Source organism: Dryocola clanedunensis subsp. sulfonylureivorans, assembly GCF_016756775.1.
Taxonomy (GTDB): Bacteria; Pseudomonadota; Gammaproteobacteria; order Enterobacterales; family Enterobacteriaceae; genus Dryocola; species Dryocola clanedunensis.
In genome coordinates, this window is record NZ_JAERMU010000007.1 from 112,544 (window position 1) to 133,705 (window position 21,162).

The 21,162-nt window shown below is 54.6% G+C and carries 15 protein-coding genes and 3 tRNA genes; 11 read left to right on the forward strand and 7 right to left on the reverse strand.

The window, feature by feature from the left end; genetic code table 11:
* Window positions 1-41 precede the first annotated feature (41 nt).
* Genes ptrA through recD form a run of 3 tightly spaced genes read left to right on the forward strand, consistent with a single transcriptional unit; the run spans window position 42 to window position 8,310 of the window.
* Window positions 42-2,927, forward strand: coding sequence for a pitrilysin (gene ptrA / locus HYQ67_RS08935; RefSeq protein WP_202303348.1), 2,886 nt, complete (start codon window positions 42-44; stop codon window positions 2,925-2,927).
* An 11-nt stretch (window positions 2,928-2,938) separates the two neighbouring features.
* Window positions 2,939-6,481: an exodeoxyribonuclease V subunit beta gene (gene recB, locus HYQ67_RS08940; RefSeq protein ID WP_202303349.1), complete on the forward strand. Its 3,543-nt coding sequence runs from the start codon at window positions 2,939-2,941 to the stop codon at window positions 6,479-6,481.
* Entirely contained in the window at window positions 6,478-8,310 is a 1,833-nt protein-coding gene (gene recD, locus HYQ67_RS08945; RefSeq protein ID WP_202303350.1) for an exodeoxyribonuclease V subunit alpha, read from the forward strand. The genes recB and recD overlap by 4 nt, the downstream gene beginning before the upstream one ends.
* A 65-nt stretch (window positions 8,311-8,375) precedes the next feature.
* On the opposite strand, the gene argA is transcribed toward recD, so the two are convergent.
* On the reverse strand, window positions 8,376-9,707 hold the full coding sequence (gene argA / locus HYQ67_RS08950; protein ID WP_202303351.1) for an amino-acid N-acetyltransferase: 1,332 nt from the start codon (window positions 9,705-9,707) through the stop codon (window positions 8,376-8,378).
* Window positions 9,708-9,941: 234 nt separating this feature from the next.
* On the opposite strand from argA, the gene amiC reads away from it, so the two are divergent.
* Complete coding sequence (gene amiC, locus HYQ67_RS08955) at window positions 9,942-11,192, forward strand: N-acetylmuramoyl-L-alanine amidase AmiC (RefSeq protein WP_202303352.1); 1,251 nt, start codon at window positions 9,942-9,944, stop codon at window positions 11,190-11,192.
* Between the two features lie 74 nt (window positions 11,193-11,266).
* On the opposite strand, the gene HYQ67_RS08960 is transcribed toward amiC, so the two are convergent.
* The 3 genes from HYQ67_RS08960 to HYQ67_RS08970 all read right to left on the reverse strand — a co-directional run bounded on the left by HYQ67_RS08960 (window position 11,267) and on the right by HYQ67_RS08970 (window position 11,630).
* Window positions 11,267-11,343 (reverse strand) — tRNA-Met (locus HYQ67_RS08960).
* Between the two features lie 62 nt (window positions 11,344-11,405).
* Window positions 11,406-11,482 (reverse strand) — tRNA-Met (locus HYQ67_RS08965).
* A 71-nt stretch (window positions 11,483-11,553) separates the two neighbouring features.
* Window positions 11,554-11,630, reverse strand: a tRNA-Met gene (locus tag HYQ67_RS08970).
* 208 nt (window positions 11,631-11,838) lie between these two features.
* Here HYQ67_RS08970 and mltA point away from each other — a divergent pair.
* Together mltA and tcdA are read left to right on the forward strand one after the other, a co-directional pair.
* A complete protein-coding gene (gene mltA, locus HYQ67_RS08975) occupies window positions 11,839-12,939 on the forward strand; it encodes a murein transglycosylase A (protein ID WP_202303353.1) in 1,101 nt (366 codons plus the stop codon).
* A gap of 104 nt (window positions 12,940-13,043) precedes the next feature.
* Complete coding sequence (gene tcdA, locus HYQ67_RS08980) at window positions 13,044-13,856, forward strand: tRNA cyclic N6-threonylcarbamoyladenosine(37) synthase TcdA (RefSeq protein WP_202303354.1); 813 nt, start codon at window positions 13,044-13,046, stop codon at window positions 13,854-13,856.
* A 32-nt stretch (window positions 13,857-13,888) separates the two neighbouring features.
* On the opposite strand, the gene csdE is transcribed toward tcdA, so the two are convergent.
* Window positions 13,889-14,329, reverse strand: a complete 441-nt coding sequence (gene csdE, locus HYQ67_RS08985; protein WP_202303355.1) for a cysteine desulfurase sulfur acceptor subunit CsdE — start codon at window positions 14,327-14,329, stop codon at window positions 13,889-13,891.
* Window positions 14,330-15,535 (reverse strand): cysteine desulfurase CsdA, encoded by a 1,206-nt coding sequence (csdA, locus tag HYQ67_RS08990; RefSeq protein WP_202303356.1) that lies wholly within the window; start codon window positions 15,533-15,535, stop codon window positions 14,330-14,332.
* A gap of 196 nt (window positions 15,536-15,731) precedes the next feature.
* On the opposite strand from csdA, the gene HYQ67_RS08995 reads away from it, so the two are divergent.
* From HYQ67_RS08995 to rlmM, 4 genes are all read left to right on the forward strand, one after another.
* The gene (locus HYQ67_RS08995) at window positions 15,732-15,959 is read left to right on the forward strand and encodes a YgdI/YgdR family lipoprotein (protein ID WP_202303357.1); all 228 of its coding nucleotides are present in this window, start codon (window positions 15,732-15,734) and stop codon (window positions 15,957-15,959) included.
* Window positions 15,960-16,302: 343 nt separating this feature from the next.
* Entirely contained in the window at window positions 16,303-17,220 is a 918-nt protein-coding gene (gene gcvA / locus HYQ67_RS09000) for a glycine cleavage system transcriptional regulator GcvA (protein WP_202303358.1), read from the forward strand.
* Between the two features lie 48 nt (window positions 17,221-17,268).
* Window positions 17,269-17,664 (forward strand): DUF423 domain-containing protein, encoded by a 396-nt coding sequence (locus HYQ67_RS09005; protein ID WP_202303359.1) that lies wholly within the window; start codon window positions 17,269-17,271, stop codon window positions 17,662-17,664.
* The gene (gene rlmM / locus HYQ67_RS09010) at window positions 17,657-18,760 is read left to right on the forward strand and encodes a 23S rRNA (cytidine(2498)-2'-O)-methyltransferase RlmM (protein WP_202303360.1); all 1,104 of its coding nucleotides are present in this window, start codon (window positions 17,657-17,659) and stop codon (window positions 18,758-18,760) included. The genes HYQ67_RS09005 and rlmM overlap by 8 nt, the downstream gene beginning before the upstream one ends.
* Before the next feature lie 72 nt (window positions 18,761-18,832).
* On the opposite strand, the gene xni is transcribed toward rlmM, so the two are convergent.
* The gene (gene xni / locus HYQ67_RS09015) at window positions 18,833-19,603 is read right to left on the reverse strand and encodes a flap endonuclease Xni (protein WP_202303361.1); all 771 of its coding nucleotides are present in this window, start codon (window positions 19,601-19,603) and stop codon (window positions 18,833-18,835) included.
* Between the two features lie 186 nt (window positions 19,604-19,789).
* Between xni and HYQ67_RS09020 the strand changes: the two genes are divergently transcribed.
* Window positions 19,790-20,974: an aminotransferase-like domain-containing protein gene (locus tag HYQ67_RS09020; protein WP_202303362.1), complete on the forward strand. Its 1,185-nt coding sequence runs from the start codon at window positions 19,790-19,792 to the stop codon at window positions 20,972-20,974.
* Window positions 20,975-21,162: the final 188 nt, after the last annotated feature.

Below are 21,162 nucleotides of genomic sequence, written 5' to 3' on the forward strand. Positions count from 1 at the left end.
GATGAGTGAGTTAGGAAGTTTCGTGATTAAGAGGTTCGTGAATGCCTAAATGCAGCACCTGGTTTACACCGCTTTTCTTGTTCGTTGCTCTTTGGGCACCATTAAGTCAGGCAGACACGGGGTGGCACCCTATTCAGGAAACCATTCGCAAAAGCGATAAAGATAATCGCCAGTATCAGGCTATCCGTCTTGATAACGATATGACCGTTCTGCTGGTCTCAGACCCGCAGGCGGTGAAGTCCTTGTCTGCGCTGGTCGTCCCGGTCGGATCGCTCGAAGATCCCGATGCCCATCTTGGGCTGGCTCACTATCTCGAGCACATGTCGCTGATGGGGTCTAAGAAATACCCGCAACCTGACAGCCTGTCTGAATTCCTTAAAAAGCACGGTGGCAGCCATAACGCCAGCACCGCGACTTACCGCACCGCCTATTATATGGAAGTCGAAAACGATGCTCTTATGGGCGCCGTTGATCGGCTTGCCGATGCTATCGCCGAACCTAATCTTGCCCCGGAATATGCGGACCGCGAACGAAAGGCGGTCAACGCAGAGCTGACGCTGGCGCGCTCCCGCGACGGTATGCGCATGGCCCAGGTCAGTGCAGAAACGTTGAATCCGGCGCACCCGGGTTCTCGTTTTTCCGGTGGGAACCTGGAAACGCTGCGCGATAAACCAGGCAGCAAGCTGCTGGACTCGCTGATCGCCTTCCGTGACAGGTACTATTCGGCCAACCTGATGAAAGCCGTTATCTATAGCAACAAGCCAATACCTGAGCTTGCGAAGATTGCTGTGGAGACATACGGACGCGTGCCGAACAAAAATATTGAAAAGCCGGTGATTACTACGCCTGTCGTGACTGATGCGCAAAAGGGCATCATCATTCATTACGTTCCGGCGCTGCCTCGTAAAGTCCTGCGCGTTGAATTCCGTATCGATAACAACAGCGATAAATTCCGCAGTAAAACCGATGAGTTGATTGGTTACCTGATTGGCAATCGTAGCGACAACACGTTATCCGACTGGCTTCAGAAACAGGGGCTGGCAGACAGCATTCGTGCCGATTCCGATCCGCTGGTTAACGGTAACAGCGGTGTTTTCGCCATATCCGTTTCCCTGACCGATAAAGGCCTCGCCCATCGCGATGAAGTGGTTGCTGCCGTCTTTAGCTATCTGAACACCCTGCGTCAAAATGGCGTTAATAAGCGTTACTTTGATGAGCTTGCCCACGTGCTGGATCTGGACTTCCGCTACCCGTCCATCACCCGTGATATGGACTACGTAGAGTGGCTGGCTGATACCATGCTGCGCGTGCCTGTCGAGCACACCCTGGATGCGGTCAACATTGCCGATCGGTACGATCCGGCGGCCATTAAAGCCCGCCTGGATATGATGACGCCGCAAAATGCCCGGGTCTGGTATATCAGCCCGAAAGAGCCGCATAACAAGACGGCCTATTTTGTTGAAGCCCCTTATCAGGTCGACAAAATCAGCAAGCAGACCTTCGCTGGCTGGCAGCAGAAAGCGGACGCCATTCATTTGACGCTGCCGGAACTGAATCCGTACATTCCTGATGACTTTACGTTGATCAAACAGGATAAAAGCTACGCGCATCCTGAACTGTTGGTCAAAGAGGCCGGTCTGCGCGTACTCTACATGCCAAGCAAGTACTTCGCTAACGAACCTAAAGCAGACGTGACTATGGTGCTGCGCAACCCGCAGGCGATGGACAGCGCGAAGAACCAGGTGCTCTTTGCCATTAACGACTATCTGGCTGGTATTGCTCTGGATGAGCTAAGCAACCAGGCGGCGATAGGCGGTATCAGTTTCTCAACTAACGCTAACAATGGCTTGATGGTGAACGCTAACGGCTATACCCAGCGTCTGCCGCAGCTGTTCGAAGCGCTGCTTAAAGGCTATTTCTCCTATACGCCTACTCAGGAGCAGCTCGATCAGGCGAAATCCTGGTACGCGCAGATGATGGATTCGGCGGAGAAAGGCAAAGCATATGACCAGGCTATCATGCCGATTCAGATGGTCTCTCAGGTACCTTATTTCCAGCGAGACGAGCGCCGGGCCCTGCTGCCTTCGCTGACGCTGCAGGATGTGATCAATTACCGTGACACATTGAAAACCAATGCCAAACCTGAGTTTATGGTGCTGGGCAATATGGCCCCGCAGCAGGCGAAAGATTTGGCACATCAGGTGCAGAGCCAGCTCGGCACCAAAGGCAATGAATGGTGCCGCAATAAAGACGTGCTGGTGGACAAACAGACGCTGGCGATGTTCGAAAAAGCAGGCAGCAGCACCGATTCTGCTCTGGCTGCGGTCTATGTGCCGAAAGGCTATGACGAATTAGTCAGCACAGCGTACAGCACCATGCTTGGGCAAATCGTGCAGCCATGGTTCTATAACCAGCTGCGCACGCAAGAACAGCTTGGCTATGCCGTCTTTGCCTTCCCGATGTCCGTTGGCCGCCAGTGGGGTATCGGCTTCCTGCTGCAAAGCAGCGATAAACAACCGGCCCAACTTTACGATCGGTTCAAAGCATTTTACCCAACCGCGGAACAAAAGCTGCGCACGATGAGTGCGGAAGACTTCGCCCAGATCCAGCAGGGTGTGATTGGCGAAATCATGCAGGCGCCACAAACGCTGTCGCAGGAAGCCTCGCAGCTGAGCAAAGATTTCGACAGAGGAAACCTGGCGTTTGATTCGCGTGCTAAAGTAGTCGCCGAAATCAAGAAGTTGACGCCTCAGAAGCTGGCCGATTTCTTCCATCAGGCAGTCATCGATCCTCAGGGTGCAGCGCTGCTTTCGCAGGTTTCTGGTAGCCAGAGTGGTAAGGCTGGCTATGCGGCACCAAAAGGATGGAAGACCTGGGAGGGCGTCAGCAATCTTCAGCAAACTCTGCCGCTAGTTGACGATAAATAAAGTGAGAAATAATGACCGGAACCGCACAGTCCCTTGATCCTCTTAGCTTGCCTCTGACGGGCGAGCGACTGATTGAAGCTTCTGCCGGAACCGGAAAAACATTCACCATTGCCGCACTCTATCTGCGGCTGCTGCTCGGACTCGGAGGGGAGGCTGCTTTCCCCCGCCCACTCGGGGTTGAAGAGCTGCTGGTGGTGACCTTTACCGAAGCGGCCACGGAAGAGTTACGTGGCCGTATTCGCGCCAATATTCATGAGCTGTGTATCGCCTGCGTACGCAACCGAACCGATAATCCCCTGTTCAAACGTCTGTTAGAACAAATTCCTGACCTTCAGCAAGCCGCGCAGCTCCTGCGTCTTGCTGAACAGCAGATGGACGAAGCCGCTATCTTTACCATCCACGGCTTCTGCCAGCGGATGCTTAGCCTGAACGCTTTTGAATCCGGCATGCTGTTTGAACAGCGGCTCATCGAAGATGAATCCTTGCTTCGCCGCCATGCCTGTGCGGATTTCTGGCGTCGCCATTGCTATCCGCTCCCGAAGCCAGTAGCACAGGCGATGAGCGAGCAATGGGCTGGGCCGGAAGAGCTGCTGCGGGACATCAACAGCTGGTTGCAGGGCGAGCAGCCCTCCTTGAAGCAGGCACCGCCAGCGGATGAAACGCTGATTGCCCGCCACGAGAAGATCGTGGCCGCGATTGATAGTGTGAAAACGAACTGGCAGGCGGCGGCAGAAGACATCGCGGCAGTCATTGAGCAATCGGGAGTAGACCGCCGCAGCTACAGCAGTAAAAACCTGCCCAACTGGCTAAATCTTGTTGCCGCGTGGGCGCAAACGCCCACGACCGGATACCAGCTGCCGGATGCGCTAGGGCGCTTTTCACAGGGTGTTCTGGAAGAGAAAACCAAAAAAGGTGAAGTGCCGCGCCATCCTGTATTCAGCGAAATCGCCGCTCTGCTGGCAGAACCTTTGACGCTGCGCGACCTGGTTATAGCCCGTGCGATGGCTGAAATCCGCTTCATTGTGCAGCAGGAAAAGCGCCGACGTGGTGAATTAGGCTTTGACGATATGCTCAGCCGTCTCGATGAGGCGTTGCACCAGCCCGGCGGCGATGCCCTTGCTGAGGCTATTCGCACGCGCTTCCCGGCGGCGATGATCGATGAATTTCAGGATACCGACCCGCAGCAGTACCGGATCTTCCGCCGCCTGTACATCAACCAGCCCGGGACCGCGCTGTTATTGATCGGCGACCCCAAGCAGGCTATCTATGCCTTTCGCGGGGCGGACATCTTTACCTATATGAAAGCGCGGCATGAAGTGAGCGACCACTATACGCTGGATACCAACTGGCGCTCGTCTCCGGCAATGATTACCGCCGTTAACAGGCTGTTTGAACAGCTTGATAATCCCTTCCTGTTTCGTCAGATACCTTTCCTGTCGGTGAAATCAGCCCCTAAAAATAACGGCCTGCGTTTTACGGTTAAAGGGCAGACCCAGGCGGCAATGTCGCTCTGGCTCCAGGCGGGTGAAGGTTGTGGGGTAAGTGACCACCAACAAACCATGGCGATGCAGTGCGCTCAGCAAATTCGCGACTGGCTCGCCGCAGGACAGCGGGGCGATGCTTTGCTCTGGCAAGGGGAGGTATCCCGGCCGGTGCAGGCATCTGACATCACTATTCTGGTGCGTAGCCGCGGTGAAGCTTCGGTAGTGCGTGACGCTTTGGGTGGTCTGAATATTCCTTCCGTTTATCTCTCCAATCGTGATTCTGTTTTTGCCACGCCAGAGGCGCGCGAGCTGTTGTGGATACTACAGGCGGTGCTGGCTCCTGAAATAGAGTCAGCTTTGCGCAGCGCGGTAGCGACAAGCGTGCTGGGGCTGGATGCAAGGCGTATTGAAGCGCTAAATGGCGACGAAGTAGCCTGGGACAGCCTGGTAGAGGAGTTTTCGGGGTATCGGCAAACCTGGCTGCGTCGGGGAGTGATGCCGATGCTGCGCGCTTTGATGTCGGCGCGACAAATAGCAGAGAACCTGCTGGCTACGCCGGGCGGCGAGAGACGATTGACCGATATCTTGCATATCAGTGAGCTGTTGCAGGAAGCGGCAGCCAAAACCGACAGCGAACATGCTTTAGTTCGCTGGCTTGCTCAGCAGGTTGCTGAACCGGACAACAATGCGGCGAGCCAACAGCTGCGGCTGGAAAGCGACAAGCACCTCGTGCAGGTTGTGACCATTCACAAATCAAAAGGGCTGGAATACCCCCTGGTCTGGCTGCCGTTTATCGCCAACTTCCGCCCCCAGAGCAACGGCCTGTATCATGACCGCACGACCTTTACCTCGCTGCTCGATTTAAGCAATGACGAAGAGAGCCTCAGCCTGGCCGAGGAAGAGCGCCTGGCCGAGGATTTGCGCCTGCTGTACGTGGCGCTGACGCGCTCCGTCTGGCACTGTAGCCTTGGCGTTGCGCCGCTGTTTCGGGGAACACGTGCGAAAAAAGGCGCGAGCGATCTGCACATGGGGGCGCTGGGCTACCTGCTGCAAAAAGGGGAAGCGCAGGATGCCGCGGGATTGCAGGCATCTCTGGAAAAGCTTGCCTGCGAGGCCATTAGTGTGAATTCGTTATTGCCGGTAGATGCACAGCCCTGGCAGCCAGCGACGCCCGAACAACCAGAACTGAGCGCGCGCACCATGCACAGGCGAGTTTCTGATTCATGGCGGGTAACCAGCTATTCAGGATTGCAGCAGCACGGACAGAGCCAGGCGCTGGATCTCGTCCCCCGTCTTGATGTCGATGGTGCGGGTGTTGAACAAGAAGAAAGTGAGCCATCACTTACCCCGCACGCATTCCCGCGGGGTGCGGCCCCCGGTACATTTCTGCACAGCCTGTTTGAGGGCATCGATTTTACCCAACCGCTGGATGATGAGTGGATAGCTCAGCAGCTAACGTTGCAGGGGTTCGGCGAGCAATGGCAGCCGGTTCTCAGTGAATGGTTAGCGCAGGTATTAGAAGCACCGCTTAATGATACCGGCGTGTCGCTTAATAAGCTTGCGGCCAATGAAAAGCAGGTTGAGCTTGAGTTTTATCTGCCCATTGAAACGGATCTCCAGGCGGAGCAGTTGGATAAACTGATTCGCCATTATGATCCTCTCTCGGCAGGCTGTCCTTCGCTCAATTTCCGTCAGGTTCGCGGCATGCTTAAAGGCTTTATCGATTTGGTGTTCCGCTGGCAGGGTCGCTATTACCTGCTGGATTACAAATCTAACTGGCTGGGGGAAGACAGCCGGGCCTACACGCAGGAGGCAATGGCCGGAGCGATGCAGTCCCATCGTTATGACCTGCAATATCAACTTTATACGCTGGCGCTACACCGTTATCTGCGGCACCGCATTCGTGGCTATGACTATGAGCAGCATTTCGGCGGGGTGATTTATCTGTTCCTGCGTGGCGTAGAGGGCAACGGTTCCTCCCAGGGCATCTTCTCAACCCGCCCTGACGCGGAGCTAATGTCCAAAATGGATGCTTTGTTTGCTGGTAGCAAGGAAGAGGTAACACCATGAAAATGTCAGCGCTGCTGCAACAGGCCGTAGGCCAGAAGCTATTCCGTGCGCTGGATGCTCAGTTTGCGATGATGCTTGCCAGCGACGAGCAGCCGGGTGTCATGCTGGCCGCAGCGCTGGTCAGCCACGATGCAGGTGAAGGGCATGTCTGTCTGCCCCTCAGCCGCCTGAGACCGAAATATTGTTTCGCAGGGCGGCAGCCGGAGCTGGCGGAGCAGCTGTTTGCTGTCGCGGGTACGGCAGACTGGGTGTCGACGCTGCTGGCTTCACCCGCTGTCAGTGATAATGACGAGCCCACACCGCTGAAACTCATTGGTGACAGACTCTATCTTAACCGCATGTGGGGCAACGAGCAGTCGGTCGCACGGTTCTTTGGCGCGCAGAATTGTGCAATGCCCATTGATGAACAGCGGCTGGCGGACGTGCTCAACCAGCTCTTTGACGCTGCGGCAGATACAGACTGGCAAAAAGTTGCGGCGGCGGTTGCGCTGACCAGAAGGATTTCGGTGATTTCCGGCGGGCCGGGGACGGGGAAGACGACCACGGTTGCAAAACTGCTTGCCGCTCTGGTTCAGCTTTCAGCCGAAACTCCATTACGTATTCAGCTGGCGGCACCCACCGGCAAAGCGGCCGCACGTTTAACGGAGTCGCTGGGTTCGGCACTGCGCCGCCTGCCGCTTACCGACAAACAAAAAGCGGCGTTGCCGGATGATGCCTGCACGCTGCACCGTCTGCTGGGCGCGCAGCCGAACAGCCAGCGTTTACGTTATCATTCAGGAAATCCGCTTCATCTTGACGTGCTGGTGGTGGATGAAGCCTCAATGGTCGATCTGCCGATGATGGCGAAGATCATTGATGCTCTGCCCGCCCATGCCCGCGTCATCTTCCTGGGGGATCGTGATCAACTGGCATCAGTCGAAGCCGGGGCGGTGCTTGGCGATATCTGCCATTACGTTAATTTGGGCTATTCATCGGGCCGGGCGCAGGAGCTAAGTCGGATTACCGGGTATTCGCTTCCGCCAGGTGAGAGCGAGCATGCCAGCACTTTGCGCGACGGTTTGTGCATACTGCAAAAGAGCTACCGTTTCGACAGCCAGTCCGGCATTGGTCAGCTGGCGTTTGCGGTGAACGCCAGCGATGCCCGCAGGGCGCAGTCGACGTTTACTCTCGGCTTTAGCGATATCGCCAAACGTCCGCTGCGTGAAAGCGAGGACTATGCGCTGATGATGGCTGACGCGGTGGAAGGCTATCGCAATTATCTCGATCTCATCAGGCAGCACGCGGCGCCGGAACAAATTCTGCAAGCCTTTGGCGAGTATCAGCTGCTGTGTGCGCTGCGGGAAGGGCCATTTGGCGTGAGCGGTCTGAACGAGCGTATCGAACAGGCATTGATTCAAAAACGCCTTATTACGCGTCCTGCGCCTGCCATATCGCGCTGGTACAACGGACGCCCGATCATGATCTCCCGTAATGACAGTGCGCTCGGCTTGTTTAATGGCGACATTGGTATTGCGCTGGAAAGAGAAGGGGGGCTGCGCGTCTGGTTTGCCATGCCCGATGGCAGCGTTAAGTCAGTGCAGCCCAGCCGTCTGCCGGGACATGATACGGCATTTGCCATGACGGTGCATAAATCTCAGGGATCGGAGTTTGATCATACGGCGCTGGTATTGCCGAACCAGTTCACGCCGGTTGTCACGCGGGAACTGGTTTATACCGCCATTACCCGTGCGCGTAAGCGCCTGTCCCTGTATACGGATGATAAGATCTTTGAAAAGGCAATTGTAACGCGGACGGAAAGGCGCAGCGGATTGATCGAGATCTTTGAGTAACCTGGTGGATGACGCTGACGCTCATCCACCCGTTACGAGACTAAGCGGGCGTCATCCGAAAGGTTTTAGGCCAGATCCGCCATCAAAATCTTTGAACGACGCTGGTAGTTGTACATCTCTTTCTTGCTCTCCGGCAGCAAATCTACATCTACTGGCGTGAAGCCACGCTCCTGGAACCAGTGGATGCTGCGGGTGGTGAGCACGAACAGCTTGCTTAGCCCCATCTGCCGCGCCTGGGTTGCAATACGTTGCAGCAACACTTCTCCGCGTGACGAACTGCGGTAGTCAGGATGCACCGCCACACAGGCCATTTCACCAATGCCTTCTTCCTGGAACGGATAGAGGGCCGCGCAGGCGATGGTCAGGTTATCCCGCTGGATGATGGTGAACTTATCAATTTCCATCTCCAGCTGCTCGCGGGAGCGGCGCACCAGAATGCCCTGCTGTTCCAGCGGTCGAATTAATTCCAGAATACCGCCAATGTCGTTGATGGTGGCGCGGCGGATTTGCTCTGCGCTTTCCATCACAATTTGCGTGCCTATCCCGTCGCGGGAGAACAGTTCCTGAAGCAGGGCGCCATCTTCCTGATAGCTAATCAGGTGGCTACGACGCACGCCGCTGCGGCAGGCTTTTACCGCGCCACGCAGGAAGCGTACGGTGCCAGAATGGTAATCTCCTGCGCTCTCCAGCTCTTCAATACGCTTTTGGGCGTCGTTCGGGAACAGCTCGGAGATGATGTGTCCCGAATCGTCGATCACCCCCTGCGAAGAGCAAAAGCCAATCATCTTCTCGGCTTTCAGCTTCACCGCAAGCTGGGTGGCCACCTCTTCTGAAGTCAGGTTAAAGCTCTCACCGGTGACTGAAACCGCCACCGGTCCCAGCAGCACGATGGCGCCGTTATCCAGCTGCCGGTGAATGGCCTCTTCGTCGATGCGGCGAATACGCCCGCTGTGGCAGTAGTCTATACCGTCGTCCACGCCCAGCGGCTGGGCAATGATAAAATTGCCGCTGACCACGTTGATGTGTGCCCCCTGCAAAGGCGTATTTCCGAGGCTCATCGAGAGCCGCGCGGTAATATCCAGTTGCAGCAGACCTGCCGCCTGTTTAACCAGCTCCAGGGTTTTGGCATCCGTGACGCGGGTGTATTTATGGTAAATCGGCTCATGATGGTGGGTTGCCAGATTGGCATCGATTTGCGGGCGCGCGCCATAGACGACCACCAGGCGGATACCCAGACTGTGCAGCAGGCCAATATCATTGACGATACTGGAGAAGTTCTCATGCTCGATGGCTTCGCCGCCCAGCATGATGACAAACGTTTTTCCCCGATGGGCATTTATATAGGGAACAGAATGGCGGAATCCCTGTACCAGTTCGGTTCTGCGCTCCTTCACCACGGCAAACCCTCATTGCATGATTATTCGTTATTTCTGTATTTTTATTCTTTTATTGCCCGGCGTGCAAGCAGCAATTTTGGCAAAGTGAATATTTCTTCTTTACGTGACATTCCCATACGTTTCGCAATGTTTACGGATTTTAGGATGACAGTCAGGACGTGATTCGCTAAAGTTTTCGCCTAAAAATTAGAATCCATGGTTTGTGATTGTTAAAAGTAGTCGCTCAGGAGATACATGTCAGATTCCAGTCCCCTTATTAGCCGCCGCCGTTTACTGCAGGGCGCGGGTGCCATGTGGTTGTTGAGCGTAAGCCAGGTAGGTCACGCTGCTTCAAGCCAGGTGGTTGCTGTACGCGTCTGGCCGGCCTCGTCTTATACTCGTGTGACGGTGGAATCGAACAAAATGCTTAAGTATAAGCAGTTCGCTTTAAGCAATCCTGAGCGGGTCGTGGTAGACATCGAAGGGGTTAATCTTAACTCCGTGCTGAAGGGTGTGGGCAACCAGATCCGCGTGGACGATCCTTTTATCAAGTCCGCGCGCGTGGGGCAATTCGATCCCAATACCGTGCGTATGGTTTTTGAACTGAAACAAAATGTTACGCCACACCTGTTTGCCCTTGCGCCGGTTGCCGAGTTTAAAGAGCGTCTGGTGATGGATCTTTATCCGGCAAATATGAATAGCGAGCAGGATCCGCTGCTGGCGCTGCTGGAAGATTACAACAACGGCGAGCTGGACAAGAAGATGCCTGCCGAGCAGGGGCCTAAGCCTGGTAAAGCAGGCCGCGACAGGCCGATTGTCATCATGCTCGATCCCGGGCACGGCGGGGAAGATCCGGGTGCTATCGGGCCGAACAAAACGCGTGAAAAAGATATTGTGCTGAAAATTGCGCGGCGCCTGAAGGCGCTGATCGATAAAGAAGGCAATATGAAGGCCTACATGACCCGCAACGAGGATGTCTTTATTCCATTAAAAGTGCGTGTCGCGAAAGCCCAAAAACAGCGCGCTGACCTCTTTGTTTCTATCCATGCAGATGCCTTTACCTCTGGTGCCGCACGCGGTTCATCAGTTTTCGCTCTTTCCACAAAAGGCGCCACCAGTACGGCTGCGAAGTTCCTTGCCCAAACCCAGAATGCCGCGGATTTAATCGGTGGGGTCAGTAAGAGTGGGGACAAATATCTCGATCACACCATGTTCGATATGGTGCAATCGTTGACGATCAATGACAGCCTGAAGTTCGGCAAAGAAGTGCTGCACAGGCTGGGTAAGGTCAACAAACTGCATAAAAACAGCGTCGATCAGGCGGGGTTTGCGGTACTGAAAGCACCTGATATTCCGTCGATCCTCGTAGAAACGGCGTTTCTCAGTAACAGAGAAGAGGAGCGCAAGCTGCGTACGGCAACCTTCCAGCAGGAAGTGGCGGAGTCGATTCTCGCCGGGATTAAGGCGTATTTTGCTGATGGGGCGACGCTGGCACGGCGCGGATAGCGCGCCGTGGAGTTTTATTCAGGGAGTCTGACGAATTTCAGATACAAAAAAACACCCGTTAAGGTGTTTAATGTTGGTTGCGGGGGCCAGATTTGAACTGACGACCTTCGGGTTATGAGCCCGACGAGCTACCGGGCTGCTCCACCCCGCGTCCGAATACTACTTTACTACCCAAATGGTTTTCACCATTGCGCGAAAACTCAGCGACTTAGTTGGTTGCGGGGGCCAGATTTGAACTGACGACCTTCGGGTTATGAGCCCGACGAGCTACCAGGCTGCTCCACCCCGCGTCCGGATACTGCTTTTTTAACACAGACTTATGATGATTATTCGTCATCTCGTCAGTCATCAACGATTTAATTGGTTGCGGGGGCCAGATTTGAACTGACGACCTTCGGGTTATGAGCCCGACGAGCTACCAGGCTGCTCCACCCCGCGTCCGTGGATGCGCACTATACTCTGCTGGACTTTTGATGCAACCCTTTTTTTAAAAAATGCTTAAATTGTCACAGGTTGTTGAAAATAGCCGCTTTCTGATTAATTAATACACACCATAGTTTAAGTTAAAGCGCGACGCGTTTAATTCTTACGTCACGTTTGCTATCTTCCCGTGGCGTATAGCGGCATAAACCAGGTTGAGGCAGTAATGAAAGGAAGTTGGACAAAGTACCTTATAACAGGCGTGATGGTCATGGCGCTGGCGGCTTGTTCGTCAAAACCGACCGATAAAGGCCAACAGTATAAAGATGGTAAATTCAGCCAACCTTTCTCGCTGGTCAATCAGCCAGAGGCGGTCGGCGCACCTATTAATGGTGGTGACTTCGCCGAGCAGGTTAACCAGATCCGCTCCGCCTCCCCAAGACTCTATAATAGTAAGAGCGACATTTATGGCGCGGTGCAGCAATGGCTGCGGGCAGGCGGCGACACCAGAACGCTGAGTCAGTACGGCCTGGATGCCTGGCAGATGGAAGGCGCAGACAACTACGGTAACGTGCAGTTCACCGGGTATTACACGCCGGTCGTGCAGGCGCGTTATACCCGTCAGGGTGAGTTCCAGTACCCTATTTACCGTATGCCGCCAAAACGTGGGCGTCTGCCGTCCCGTGCAGAGATTTACAGCGGCGCGCTTAGCGACAGCTATATCATCGCCTACAGCAATTCTCTGATGGATAACTTCATTATGGACGTGCAGGGCAGCGGCTATATCGACTTCGGCGACGGTCGTCCGTTAACCTTCTTTGGCTACGCAGGCAAAAATGGCCACGCGTATCGCAGCATTGGCAAAGTGCTTATCGACCGCGGAGAAGTAAAGAAGGAAGATATGTCGATGCAGGCTATCCGTCACTGGGGGGAGACCCACAGCGAGGCGGAAGTACAGGAGCTGCTGGAGCAGAATCCTTCCTTCGTCTTCTTTAAACCTGCCAGCTACGCACCGGTTAAAGGCGCAAGTGCGGTGCCACTGATTGGCCGCGCCTCTGTGGCTTCCGACCGCTCTATCGTCCCTGCGGGCACGACAATCCTTGCGGAAGTGCCACTGCTGGACAATAACGGTAAGTTTAACGGGAAATATGAGCTGCGGGTCATGGTGGCGCTGGATGTCGGCGGAGCGATTAAAGGTCAGCATTTCGATATTTATCAGGGGATTGGGCCAGATGCCGGTCACCGGGCCGGATGGTATAACCACTATGGCCGGGTTTGGGTGCTGAAGAACGCTCCCGGCGCCGGGGGCAATGTCTTCAACGGCTAATCGCCGTTTCCCTGCTTTGTCAGCAATCAACGCGGGCTGTATAATCAGCCCGCTGTTTCATGCATAACCCTGTACCCCGCAAAGATCCACCCGAGGAAAACGTCATGTCTGTAGTTCTCTCCGATGCCTGGCTGCAACGCTTTGGCGGCACTGCCCGTCTCTATGGGCGCGATGCGCTGCAACTCTTTGCCGATGCGCATGTTTGCGTGATTGGTATTGGCGGCGTTGGCTCATGGGCTGCAGAGGCGCTGGCTCGTACCGGCATTGGCGCATTGACGCTAATCGATATGGACGACGTGTGCGTAACCAACACTAACCGGCAGATCCACGCCCTGCGTGATAACGTCGGCCAGGCGAAAACAGAGGTGATGGCGGCACGCATCCGTGAAATCAATCCGGAATGCCGTGTGACGGTAGTGGATGATTTTATTACCGCCGACAATGCCGCGCAGCTTATGAGCCAGGGCTTTAGCTACGTTATCGATGCTATCGACAGCGTGCGTCCAAAAGCGGCGCTGATCGCGTATTGCCGCCGTAACAAGATCCCGCTGGTCACCACTGGCGGCGCGGGAGGACAAATTGATCCCACGCAGATCCAGGTTACCGATCTGGCGAAGACCATTCAGGATCCGCTAGCGGCGAAGCTGCGTGAAAGGCTGAAGAGTGATTTCGGCGTGGTGAAGAACAGTAAAGGTAAGCTCGGCATCGACTGCGTGTTTTCAACTGAAGCGCTGGTTTATCCGCAGGCGGATGGCTCAGTGTGTGCGGCGAAGAGCACGGCGGATGGCCCGAAACGCATGGATTGCGCGTCCGGTTTTGGCGCGGCGACCATGGTAACCGCCAGCTTTGGCTTTGTGGCAGTTTCCCATGTATTGAAGAAGATGCTGGCGAAGGCGCGGCGAGTCGACGTTAAGTAGGGTGGATAAGCACCAGCGCCATCCACCAGAAATTACGCGTTTGCCGCCTGTTTAACCGCATCGGCTAACGCGGCAAGCCCGCTGCTGCGCGACGCGCTAAGCTGGTGACGCAAGCCTAATTCATCAAACAGCGACAGAGGATCTGCATTTCGCAGGTCTTCCGGCGTTCTTCCTTCTATCGCCGTCAACAGTACCGCCAGCAAACCTCGAACGATGCGCCCTTCGCTGTCGCCATAGAAGTGCAGCGTGCCGTTGCTTTCCAGCTCATGACCAAGCCAGACGCGATTTTCGCAGCCGGCAATTTCAATCTCATCGCGCTTTAAATCCGCGGGCAGGGCAGGAAGCTGTTTGCCGAGCAGAATCAGCTGGCGGTATTTATCTTCCCACTGCTGGAGCGGGATGAACGTTGCCCGCAGCGTGTCCGGGGTGATGGCATGGCCAAACGGATGACCTGCCAGAAATATACTCGTCATTTAATCCACCAGGAGTTCCAGGGCGCGATCGATAGCCTTTACCAGCGCATCCACATCGCTTTGTGTGTTGTAAGGGGCGAAGGAGGCGCGCAGGGTGCCGTTGACGCCCAGTGCTGCCAGCAAAGGCTGGGCGCAGTGCTGACCCGCACGTAAGGCAATGCCGGATTCCGCCAGCAGGGTAACCAGATCGCTGTGATGAACGCCTGCAAAATCAAAAGCCAGCAGGCTCGAGTCCTGACAGCGGAAGCTGCGGAAACCAGGTCGTTTAGCCAGCTCCGCTTCTGCAAGCGTGGCAAGGCCGCGGCTGTATGCTTCTGCCTCCGCAATATCAATTTGCGAGAGCCACTCCAGGGCCGCGCTCAGGCCAATCACACCGGCAACGTTTGGTGTCCCCGCTTCAAAGCGATAGGGCACCGCCTGGGTTTTGAAGCCGTCAAACGAGACGTGGGTAATCATTTTGCCACCGCCAAGCCACGGTGACATCTCTGTCAGCAGTTCAGTTTTGCCATAGAGTGCGCCGATGCCTGTCGGTCCATATAGCTTGTGGGCAGAAAAAGCATAGAAGTCGATATCCAGACTTTGCACATCCGGCGGGCAGTGCACTACTCCCTGTGCGCCATCCACCATGACAACCGCACCAGCTTCATGGGCAAGGCCGATAGCTTTTGCCAGATCGGGACAGCCGCCGGTGACGTTCGACATCTGTCCAAGTGCGAGAATTTTGCTTCTCGCATTGAGCAGAGAAGGGAGTTTGCTGAGATCGGCGAGGTAATCTTTGCCAATCGGCAATTTGACGATACGCGCACCGGTCTGCTCTGCGACCATCAGCCACGGGACGAAGTTGGCATGGTGCTCGGCTTCGCTAACAATGATTTCATCGCCTGCCTGCAGACGCGGCCGGGCAAAGCATTGGGCAACCATGTTAATGGCTTCGGTAGTACCGCGTGTCCAGATAATATCCTTACCGGAGGGCGCATTCAGCAGCTCGGCCACCGTGTCACGTGCCGCTTCGTAGCGGGCGGTAAGGCGCTGAGCAGTAGGAAACTGGCTGCGGTGGACGTTACCTGCGCTGAGGCTATAAAACTGCTGGCTGGCTTCAATCACTGCCAGGGGTTTTAAAGCGGTTGCCGCGCTGTCGAGATAGACGCCCGCATCTGCCAGCGCCGGGAACTGGCTGCGAAAAACGGCGGGATTAAATGCTTTCATGATTATCCTCGTGTCAGTCTGTAGATCGTCGCGTATTTCCCGCCAACAAACAAGAAATGTGTCACGTTCGGAATTTTCCGCTTAACCTGGCAAAGTCATGAAAGAGAGTTATGCTAATTATTGTTTGGCTAAGGTTTCAGCCAGTAAGCAGAAGTGATTTAAGTAGCATTAAAATCTACATACAAGGAGAAGAACGATGAATAAGGCAGCCGTAATCGTATCTGCATGTCTGATGACTTTTACACTAGCAGCATGTTCCAGCCCGAACTACGTCATGCACACCAATGATGGGCGCACCATCATAGCCGACGGCAAACCTCAGACCGATGATGAAACCGGGATGATTATGTATAAAGATGCTAACGGCAATAAACAGCAGATTAACCGTACTGACGTGAAAGAGATGGTTGAGCTCGACCAGTAAAAAATGGGCAAAAAAAAGCACCGCTTCAGGCGGTGCTACATTAATCACTATGGACAGACAGGGTAAATGTACAGTAAGTGAAAAAGGGGTAGCTTAGCTACCGGGGTCTGGAATGCCAGACCAATTGCAAACACAACAACACAACATCACAACCGTAAGCCAAAAGCCCTCCAGAACACGCATTCCAGATAACTTTTCGTTCCGGCTCAGGAAGTGCCGCCACTATAGGTATTTGCTGGTGCATCCTCAACGGACAATTTATAATGGCTCAGATAAAAAAAACTAATAGGTTAATTTAAATAATCTGTTTGTTAACAGCCATTAACATTTAAGCCTGTCTACTATGTCTAAGCGCTTACCACCTCTGAATGCTTTACGTGTTTTTGACGCAGCCGCTCGTCACCTGAGTTTTACGAAAGCGGCCGAAGAGTTATTTGTCACTCAGGCGGCAGTTAGCCACCAGATTAAGTCTCTTGAGGACTTTTTAGGGCTAAAACTGTTCCGTCGCCGTAACCGCTCCTTGCTGTTGACCGAAGAGGGACAGAGTTATTATCTGGATATTAAAGAGATTTTTTCACAGCTCACCGAAGCCACGCGCAAGCTCCAGGCGAGAAGCGCAAAAGGCGCATTGACGGTAAGTTTATTGCCCAGTTTTGCTATTCACTGGCTGGTGCCTCGCCTGACAAGCTTTAACTCAGCTTATCCGGGAATCGACGTCCGTATCCAGGCCGTAGACCGTCAGGAAGATAAACTTGCTGACGATGTCGACGTGGCGATTTTTTACGGGCGCGGGAACTGGCCGGGCCTGCGTGTTGAAAAACTCTACGCTGAATATCTGCTGCCCGTCTGCTCGCCTATGTTACTTACCGGCGACAGGCCAATCAAAACCCCGGAAGACCTCGCGCAACACACTTTATTGCACGATGCTTCTCGCCGGGACTGGCAGACTTACACCCGCCAGCTGGGAGTGAGCCATATTAATGTGCAGCAGGGGCCGATATTCAGCCACAGCGCAATGGTGCTGCAGGCGGCAATCCATGGTCAGGGGATCGCGCTGGCGAACAACGTGATGGCGCAAACCGAGATAGAAGCCGGACGTCTGGTTTGCCCGTTTAACGATGTGCTGGTCAGTAAAAATGCCTTTTATCTGGTTTGTCATGACAGCCAGGCAGAACTCGGTAAAATAGCGGCATTCCGGCAGTGGATCCTGGCAAAAGCCGCCAGCGAACAAGAAAAATTCCGCTTCCGCTACGATCAATAATGGTTTCATCGCGCGGTATATCACCGCGCCCTACTTTAGGGTTACAAAATGACCAGCCGTTTCATGCTGATTTTTACCGCTATCAGCGGATTTATCTTTGTTGCGCTCGGTGCCTTTGGGGCTCACGTGTTAAGCAAGTCTCTCGGCGTCATGGAGATGGGGTGGATTCATACCGGGCTGCAGTATCAGGCGTTTCACACGCTGGCTATTTTTGGCCTCGCGGTGGCCATGCAGCGCCGCATCAGCATCTGGTTTTACTGGAGTAGCCTGTTTATGGCGCTCGGTACCGTGCTGTTCAGCGGCAGCCTTTATTGTCTGGCGCTGTCGCATTTACGCCTGTGGGCGTTTGTTACACCGGTCGGTGGCGTCTGTTTTCTCGCCGGTTGGATTTTGATGTTGATTGGTGCAATGCGCCTGAAACGTAAGGGCGTAAGCCATGAATAACAAAGTGATTTTGTACTGCCGCCAGGGCTTCGAAAAAGAGTGCGCGGCAGAGATTACCGATAAAGCAGGGCAGCGCGGCGTCTATGGCTTTGCCCGCGTTAAAGACAACAGTGGCTATGTTGTCTTTGAATGCTACCAGCTCGAAGACGCAGATAAGCTGGCCCGTGAGCTGCCCTTCAGCGATCTGATCTTCGCCCGCCAGATGATTGTGGCCGGGGAACTGTTAAAAGATCTTCCTCCTGAAGATCGCATCACCCCAATCACCGGCATGCTGCAAGGCGTGGTAGAGAAGGGCGGCGATCTGCGCGTTGAAGTCGCGGATACCAACGAAAGCAAAGAGCTGATGAAGTTCTGCCGCAAGCTGACGGTGCCGCTGCGTGCCAGCCTGCGTGAAGCCGGCGTGCTGACCAACTACGAAACGCCAAAACGCCCGGTTGTGCATGTGTTCTTTATTGCACCAGGCTGCTGTTACACGGGCTATTCGTATACCAACAATAACTCTCCCTGGTATATGGGCATTCCGCGTCTGAAGTTCCCATCCGATGCGCCAAGTCGCTCAACGCTGAAACTGGAAGAGGCGTTTCACGTTTTCATTCCGGCAGACGAGTGGGACGAGCGTCTGGCAAACGGCATGTACGCCGTGGATCTGGGGGCCTGTCCTGGCGGCTGGACCTATCAACTGGTACAGCGCAACATGTGGGTCTCTTCTGTCGATAACGGCCCAATGGCACAAAGCCTGATGGATACCGGACAGGTGACCTGGCTGCGTGAAGACGGGTTTAAATACAAGCCGACGCGCAACAACATCTCGTGGATGGTCTGCGATATGGTTGAGAAGCCGGCGAAAGTCGCCAGCCTGATGGCAACCTGGCTGGTCAACGGTTGGTGCCGGGAAACCATCTTTAACCTTAAGCTGCCGATGAAAAAGCGCTACGAAGAGGTGTCCCAGAACCTGGCGCAGATCCGTGAGAAGCTGGAAGAAAACGGCATCAGCGCACAGATCCAGGCCCGCCAGCTCTATCATGACCGTGAAGAAGTGACCGTACACGTGCGCCGCATGTGGGCTGCCGTTGGTGGCCGTCGCGACGAACGTTAGAATTTACCCTCTCCCTGAAAGGGAGAGGGTAAGGAAACTCGATCCAATCCCCTCGCCCCTTTGGGGAGAGGGTTAGGGTGAGGGGGAATTTCCCGTCAATCTTAACTGCTGCAAATTCCCTTTAAGATTTAAATCTGTCTGTAATCGTGCCACCTGTCGGCAGGTGAACGCGCTCTCTTTATGCTGCTCCAGCTTCTTGCGCCACTTCTCCGGCACTTCATCAAGCTTTTCATATAATGCTTCGAGCGTAGAAAACTGGTTAATTAACTGGGTTGCGCTTTTGGGACCAATGCCCGCTACGCCCTGGATCTTGCTGCTGCTGATGCCTGCCAGCCCCCAGAAGTCCGGCAGCTGCTCCGGCAGCACGCCATACTCTTTGGCAATAAATGGCGCATCCAGCCAGCGCTTCTGAAAATAATCCCTAATCTGAATTGTCGGGGCCAGCAGCTGGCAGAATCCTTTATCCGTGGAGACAATCGTGGCGTGGTGGCCATTTACGGCTAGCCTGGCGGCAAGGGTCGCGGCGAGATCGTCTGCCTCGTTACCCTGAGAATGCCAGCATGCTACACCCCGGCGAATGAAGGCCTCCCTGATGGCTGGCATTTCCAGCTCCAGCGCTTCCGGCATGGGCACCCGGCCTGCTTTATAGTCAGGCAACACCTGGTGACGCCAGCCTTCGCGCCTCTCTTCATCGTCAAATACCGCCACGGCGTGAGTCGGCTGGCTGTGATTGATGAGCTGCGAAAGCGCATGGACGCAGGCCTCTACACACGGCGAACCCTGCACCGCGTGGATACGGCGAATAAGATTCAGGGCGTCGACGATAAGTAGATGAATGCTCATGATTTTTTTACCAGATGAATGAACCGCAGCCACTTTATCACGTCCCCTGGCAGGGGGCTAACCTGAGAAATCATTTCAGGAAAGCAGCTCGCAAAAAAATCATTCTGTTTCCAACCGGAAAAGACATTGCTTATTAATTTGGTTGCTATGTATATTTTATCGGAATAAAAAAACAGAGATAACAATATGAGCAAGAGCAGCCACCTCGCAGACCGTATCCAGAACCTTCAGCCTTCCGCTATTCGTGAACTGTTAAAACACAGCAAAATGCCCGGCGTCATTTCCCTTGCCGGCGGCATTCCATCCAGCGAATTATTCGATAAAGAAGGCCTGGCCGAGGCCACTAAAATCGTGGTTGATCAGAATTTTAACGATGCATTCCAGTACGGGTTAACGGAAGGGAACGTTGAGCTGCGTCAGCAATTAGTGGGGCTGTGTCAGGAGCGGGGTATGACGACGACGCCCGACCAGATGCTGATCACCTCCGGCTCTCAGCAGGCGCTGGATTTACTGATCCGCGCGCTGGCTAATCCCGGCGATGTATTTGTTGTAGAACGCCCAACTTACCTCGCCACGCTGCAAATTCTCAGCCTTACCGAAGCCACCGTTCAGTCCGTTGGCGGCGATGAACACGGAATGATCGTGGATGAGCTGGAGGCCCTGCTCAAAACAACCCGTATCAAAGGTGTTTATCTGGTGCCGACATTCGGCAACCCAAGTGGCACAACCCTTAGCGCGGAGCGCCGGGAAAAGCTGGTGAAACTGGCTATTGAGCATGATTTTGTCATCATCGAAGATGACCCGTACGGCGCAATCAGCTTCACGGACAACCGCGAAAAAACGCTCTTCCAGGTTGCGGCTGAGCTGGGTAATCATGAAAACGTGGTCTATACCTCGACCTTCTCCAAAATCCTGGCTCCGGGTCTTCGTGTGGGCTGGATCCTGATGCCGGAATGGATGAAGCAGAAAGTGGCCATCATCAAGCAGGCTACCGATCTGCACGCCAACTCCTTTAGCCAGTCTCTGGTTTCGGCGTATCTGTCGCTGAACCGTCTGAACCCACAGATCGCGCTGATCCGTGATGCTTATAAGCAGAAGTGTCTGAGCCTGTCGAAATACCTGCAGGACGAGCTTGGCGACCATATCAGCTTCAACCAGCCGCAGGGCGGGATGTTCCTGTGGGCGAAGTTCCGCTACGACTTTGACACCACGAAGTGGCTGGAGCGGACGCTGGCAAAAGGTGTGGTTTACGTGCCGGGAGAATTCTTCTTTAGCGATAATGCCGATAAGAAAACGCTGCGTTTCTCTTATGCGACGGCGTCGGACGAGCAGCTTTTTGAAGCGGTGCAGCGCCTTAAATCGGCGCTCTGATCCCACAAACTGACAACTTTTTCGTAGGCCGGATAAGCGTTAGCGTCATCCGGCACGGTAACCGTCAATGGTGGATGGCGCTGCCGCTTATCCCCCCTACAAACTACCTACCTTTTTGTAGGTCGGATAAGCTTGCGTCATCCGACACAGCCTTCTCCCCAGCGCAACTAAAAAGGAGCCTTTCGGCT

Bases quoted from the DNA above. Each gene is read 5' to 3' on its own strand.
- ptrA (WP_202303348.1), top strand. From the start codon at position 42: ATGCCTAAATGCAGCACCTGGTTTACACCGCTTTTCTTGTTCGTTGCT.
- recB (WP_202303349.1), top strand. From the start codon at position 2,939: ATGACCGGAACCGCACAGTCCCTTGATCCTCTTAGCTTGCCTCTGACG.
- recD (WP_202303350.1), top strand. From the start codon at position 6,478: ATGAAAATGTCAGCGCTGCTGCAACAGGCCGTAGGCCAGAAGCTATTC.
- amiC (WP_202303352.1), top strand. From the start codon at position 9,942: ATGTCAGATTCCAGTCCCCTTATTAGCCGCCGCCGTTTACTGCAGGGC.
- mltA (WP_202303353.1), top strand. From the start codon at position 11,839: ATGAAAGGAAGTTGGACAAAGTACCTTATAACAGGCGTGATGGTCATG.
- tcdA (WP_202303354.1), top strand. From the start codon at position 13,044: ATGTCTGTAGTTCTCTCCGATGCCTGGCTGCAACGCTTTGGCGGCACT.
- csdE (WP_202303355.1), bottom strand. From the start codon at position 14,329: ATGACGAGTATATTTCTGGCAGGTCATCCGTTTGGCCATGCCATCACC.
- csdA (WP_202303356.1), bottom strand. From the start codon at position 15,535: ATGAAAGCATTTAATCCCGCCGTTTTTCGCAGCCAGTTCCCGGCGCTG.
- HYQ67_RS08995 (WP_202303357.1), top strand. From the start codon at position 15,732: ATGAATAAGGCAGCCGTAATCGTATCTGCATGTCTGATGACTTTTACA.
- gcvA (WP_202303358.1), top strand. From the start codon at position 16,303: ATGTCTAAGCGCTTACCACCTCTGAATGCTTTACGTGTTTTTGACGCA.
- HYQ67_RS09005 (WP_202303359.1), top strand. From the start codon at position 17,269: ATGACCAGCCGTTTCATGCTGATTTTTACCGCTATCAGCGGATTTATC.
- rlmM (WP_202303360.1), top strand. From the start codon at position 17,657: ATGAATAACAAAGTGATTTTGTACTGCCGCCAGGGCTTCGAAAAAGAG.
- xni (WP_202303361.1), bottom strand. From the start codon at position 19,603: ATGAGCATTCATCTACTTATCGTCGACGCCCTGAATCTTATTCGCCGT.
- HYQ67_RS09020 (WP_202303362.1), top strand. From the start codon at position 19,790: ATGAGCAAGAGCAGCCACCTCGCAGACCGTATCCAGAACCTTCAGCCT.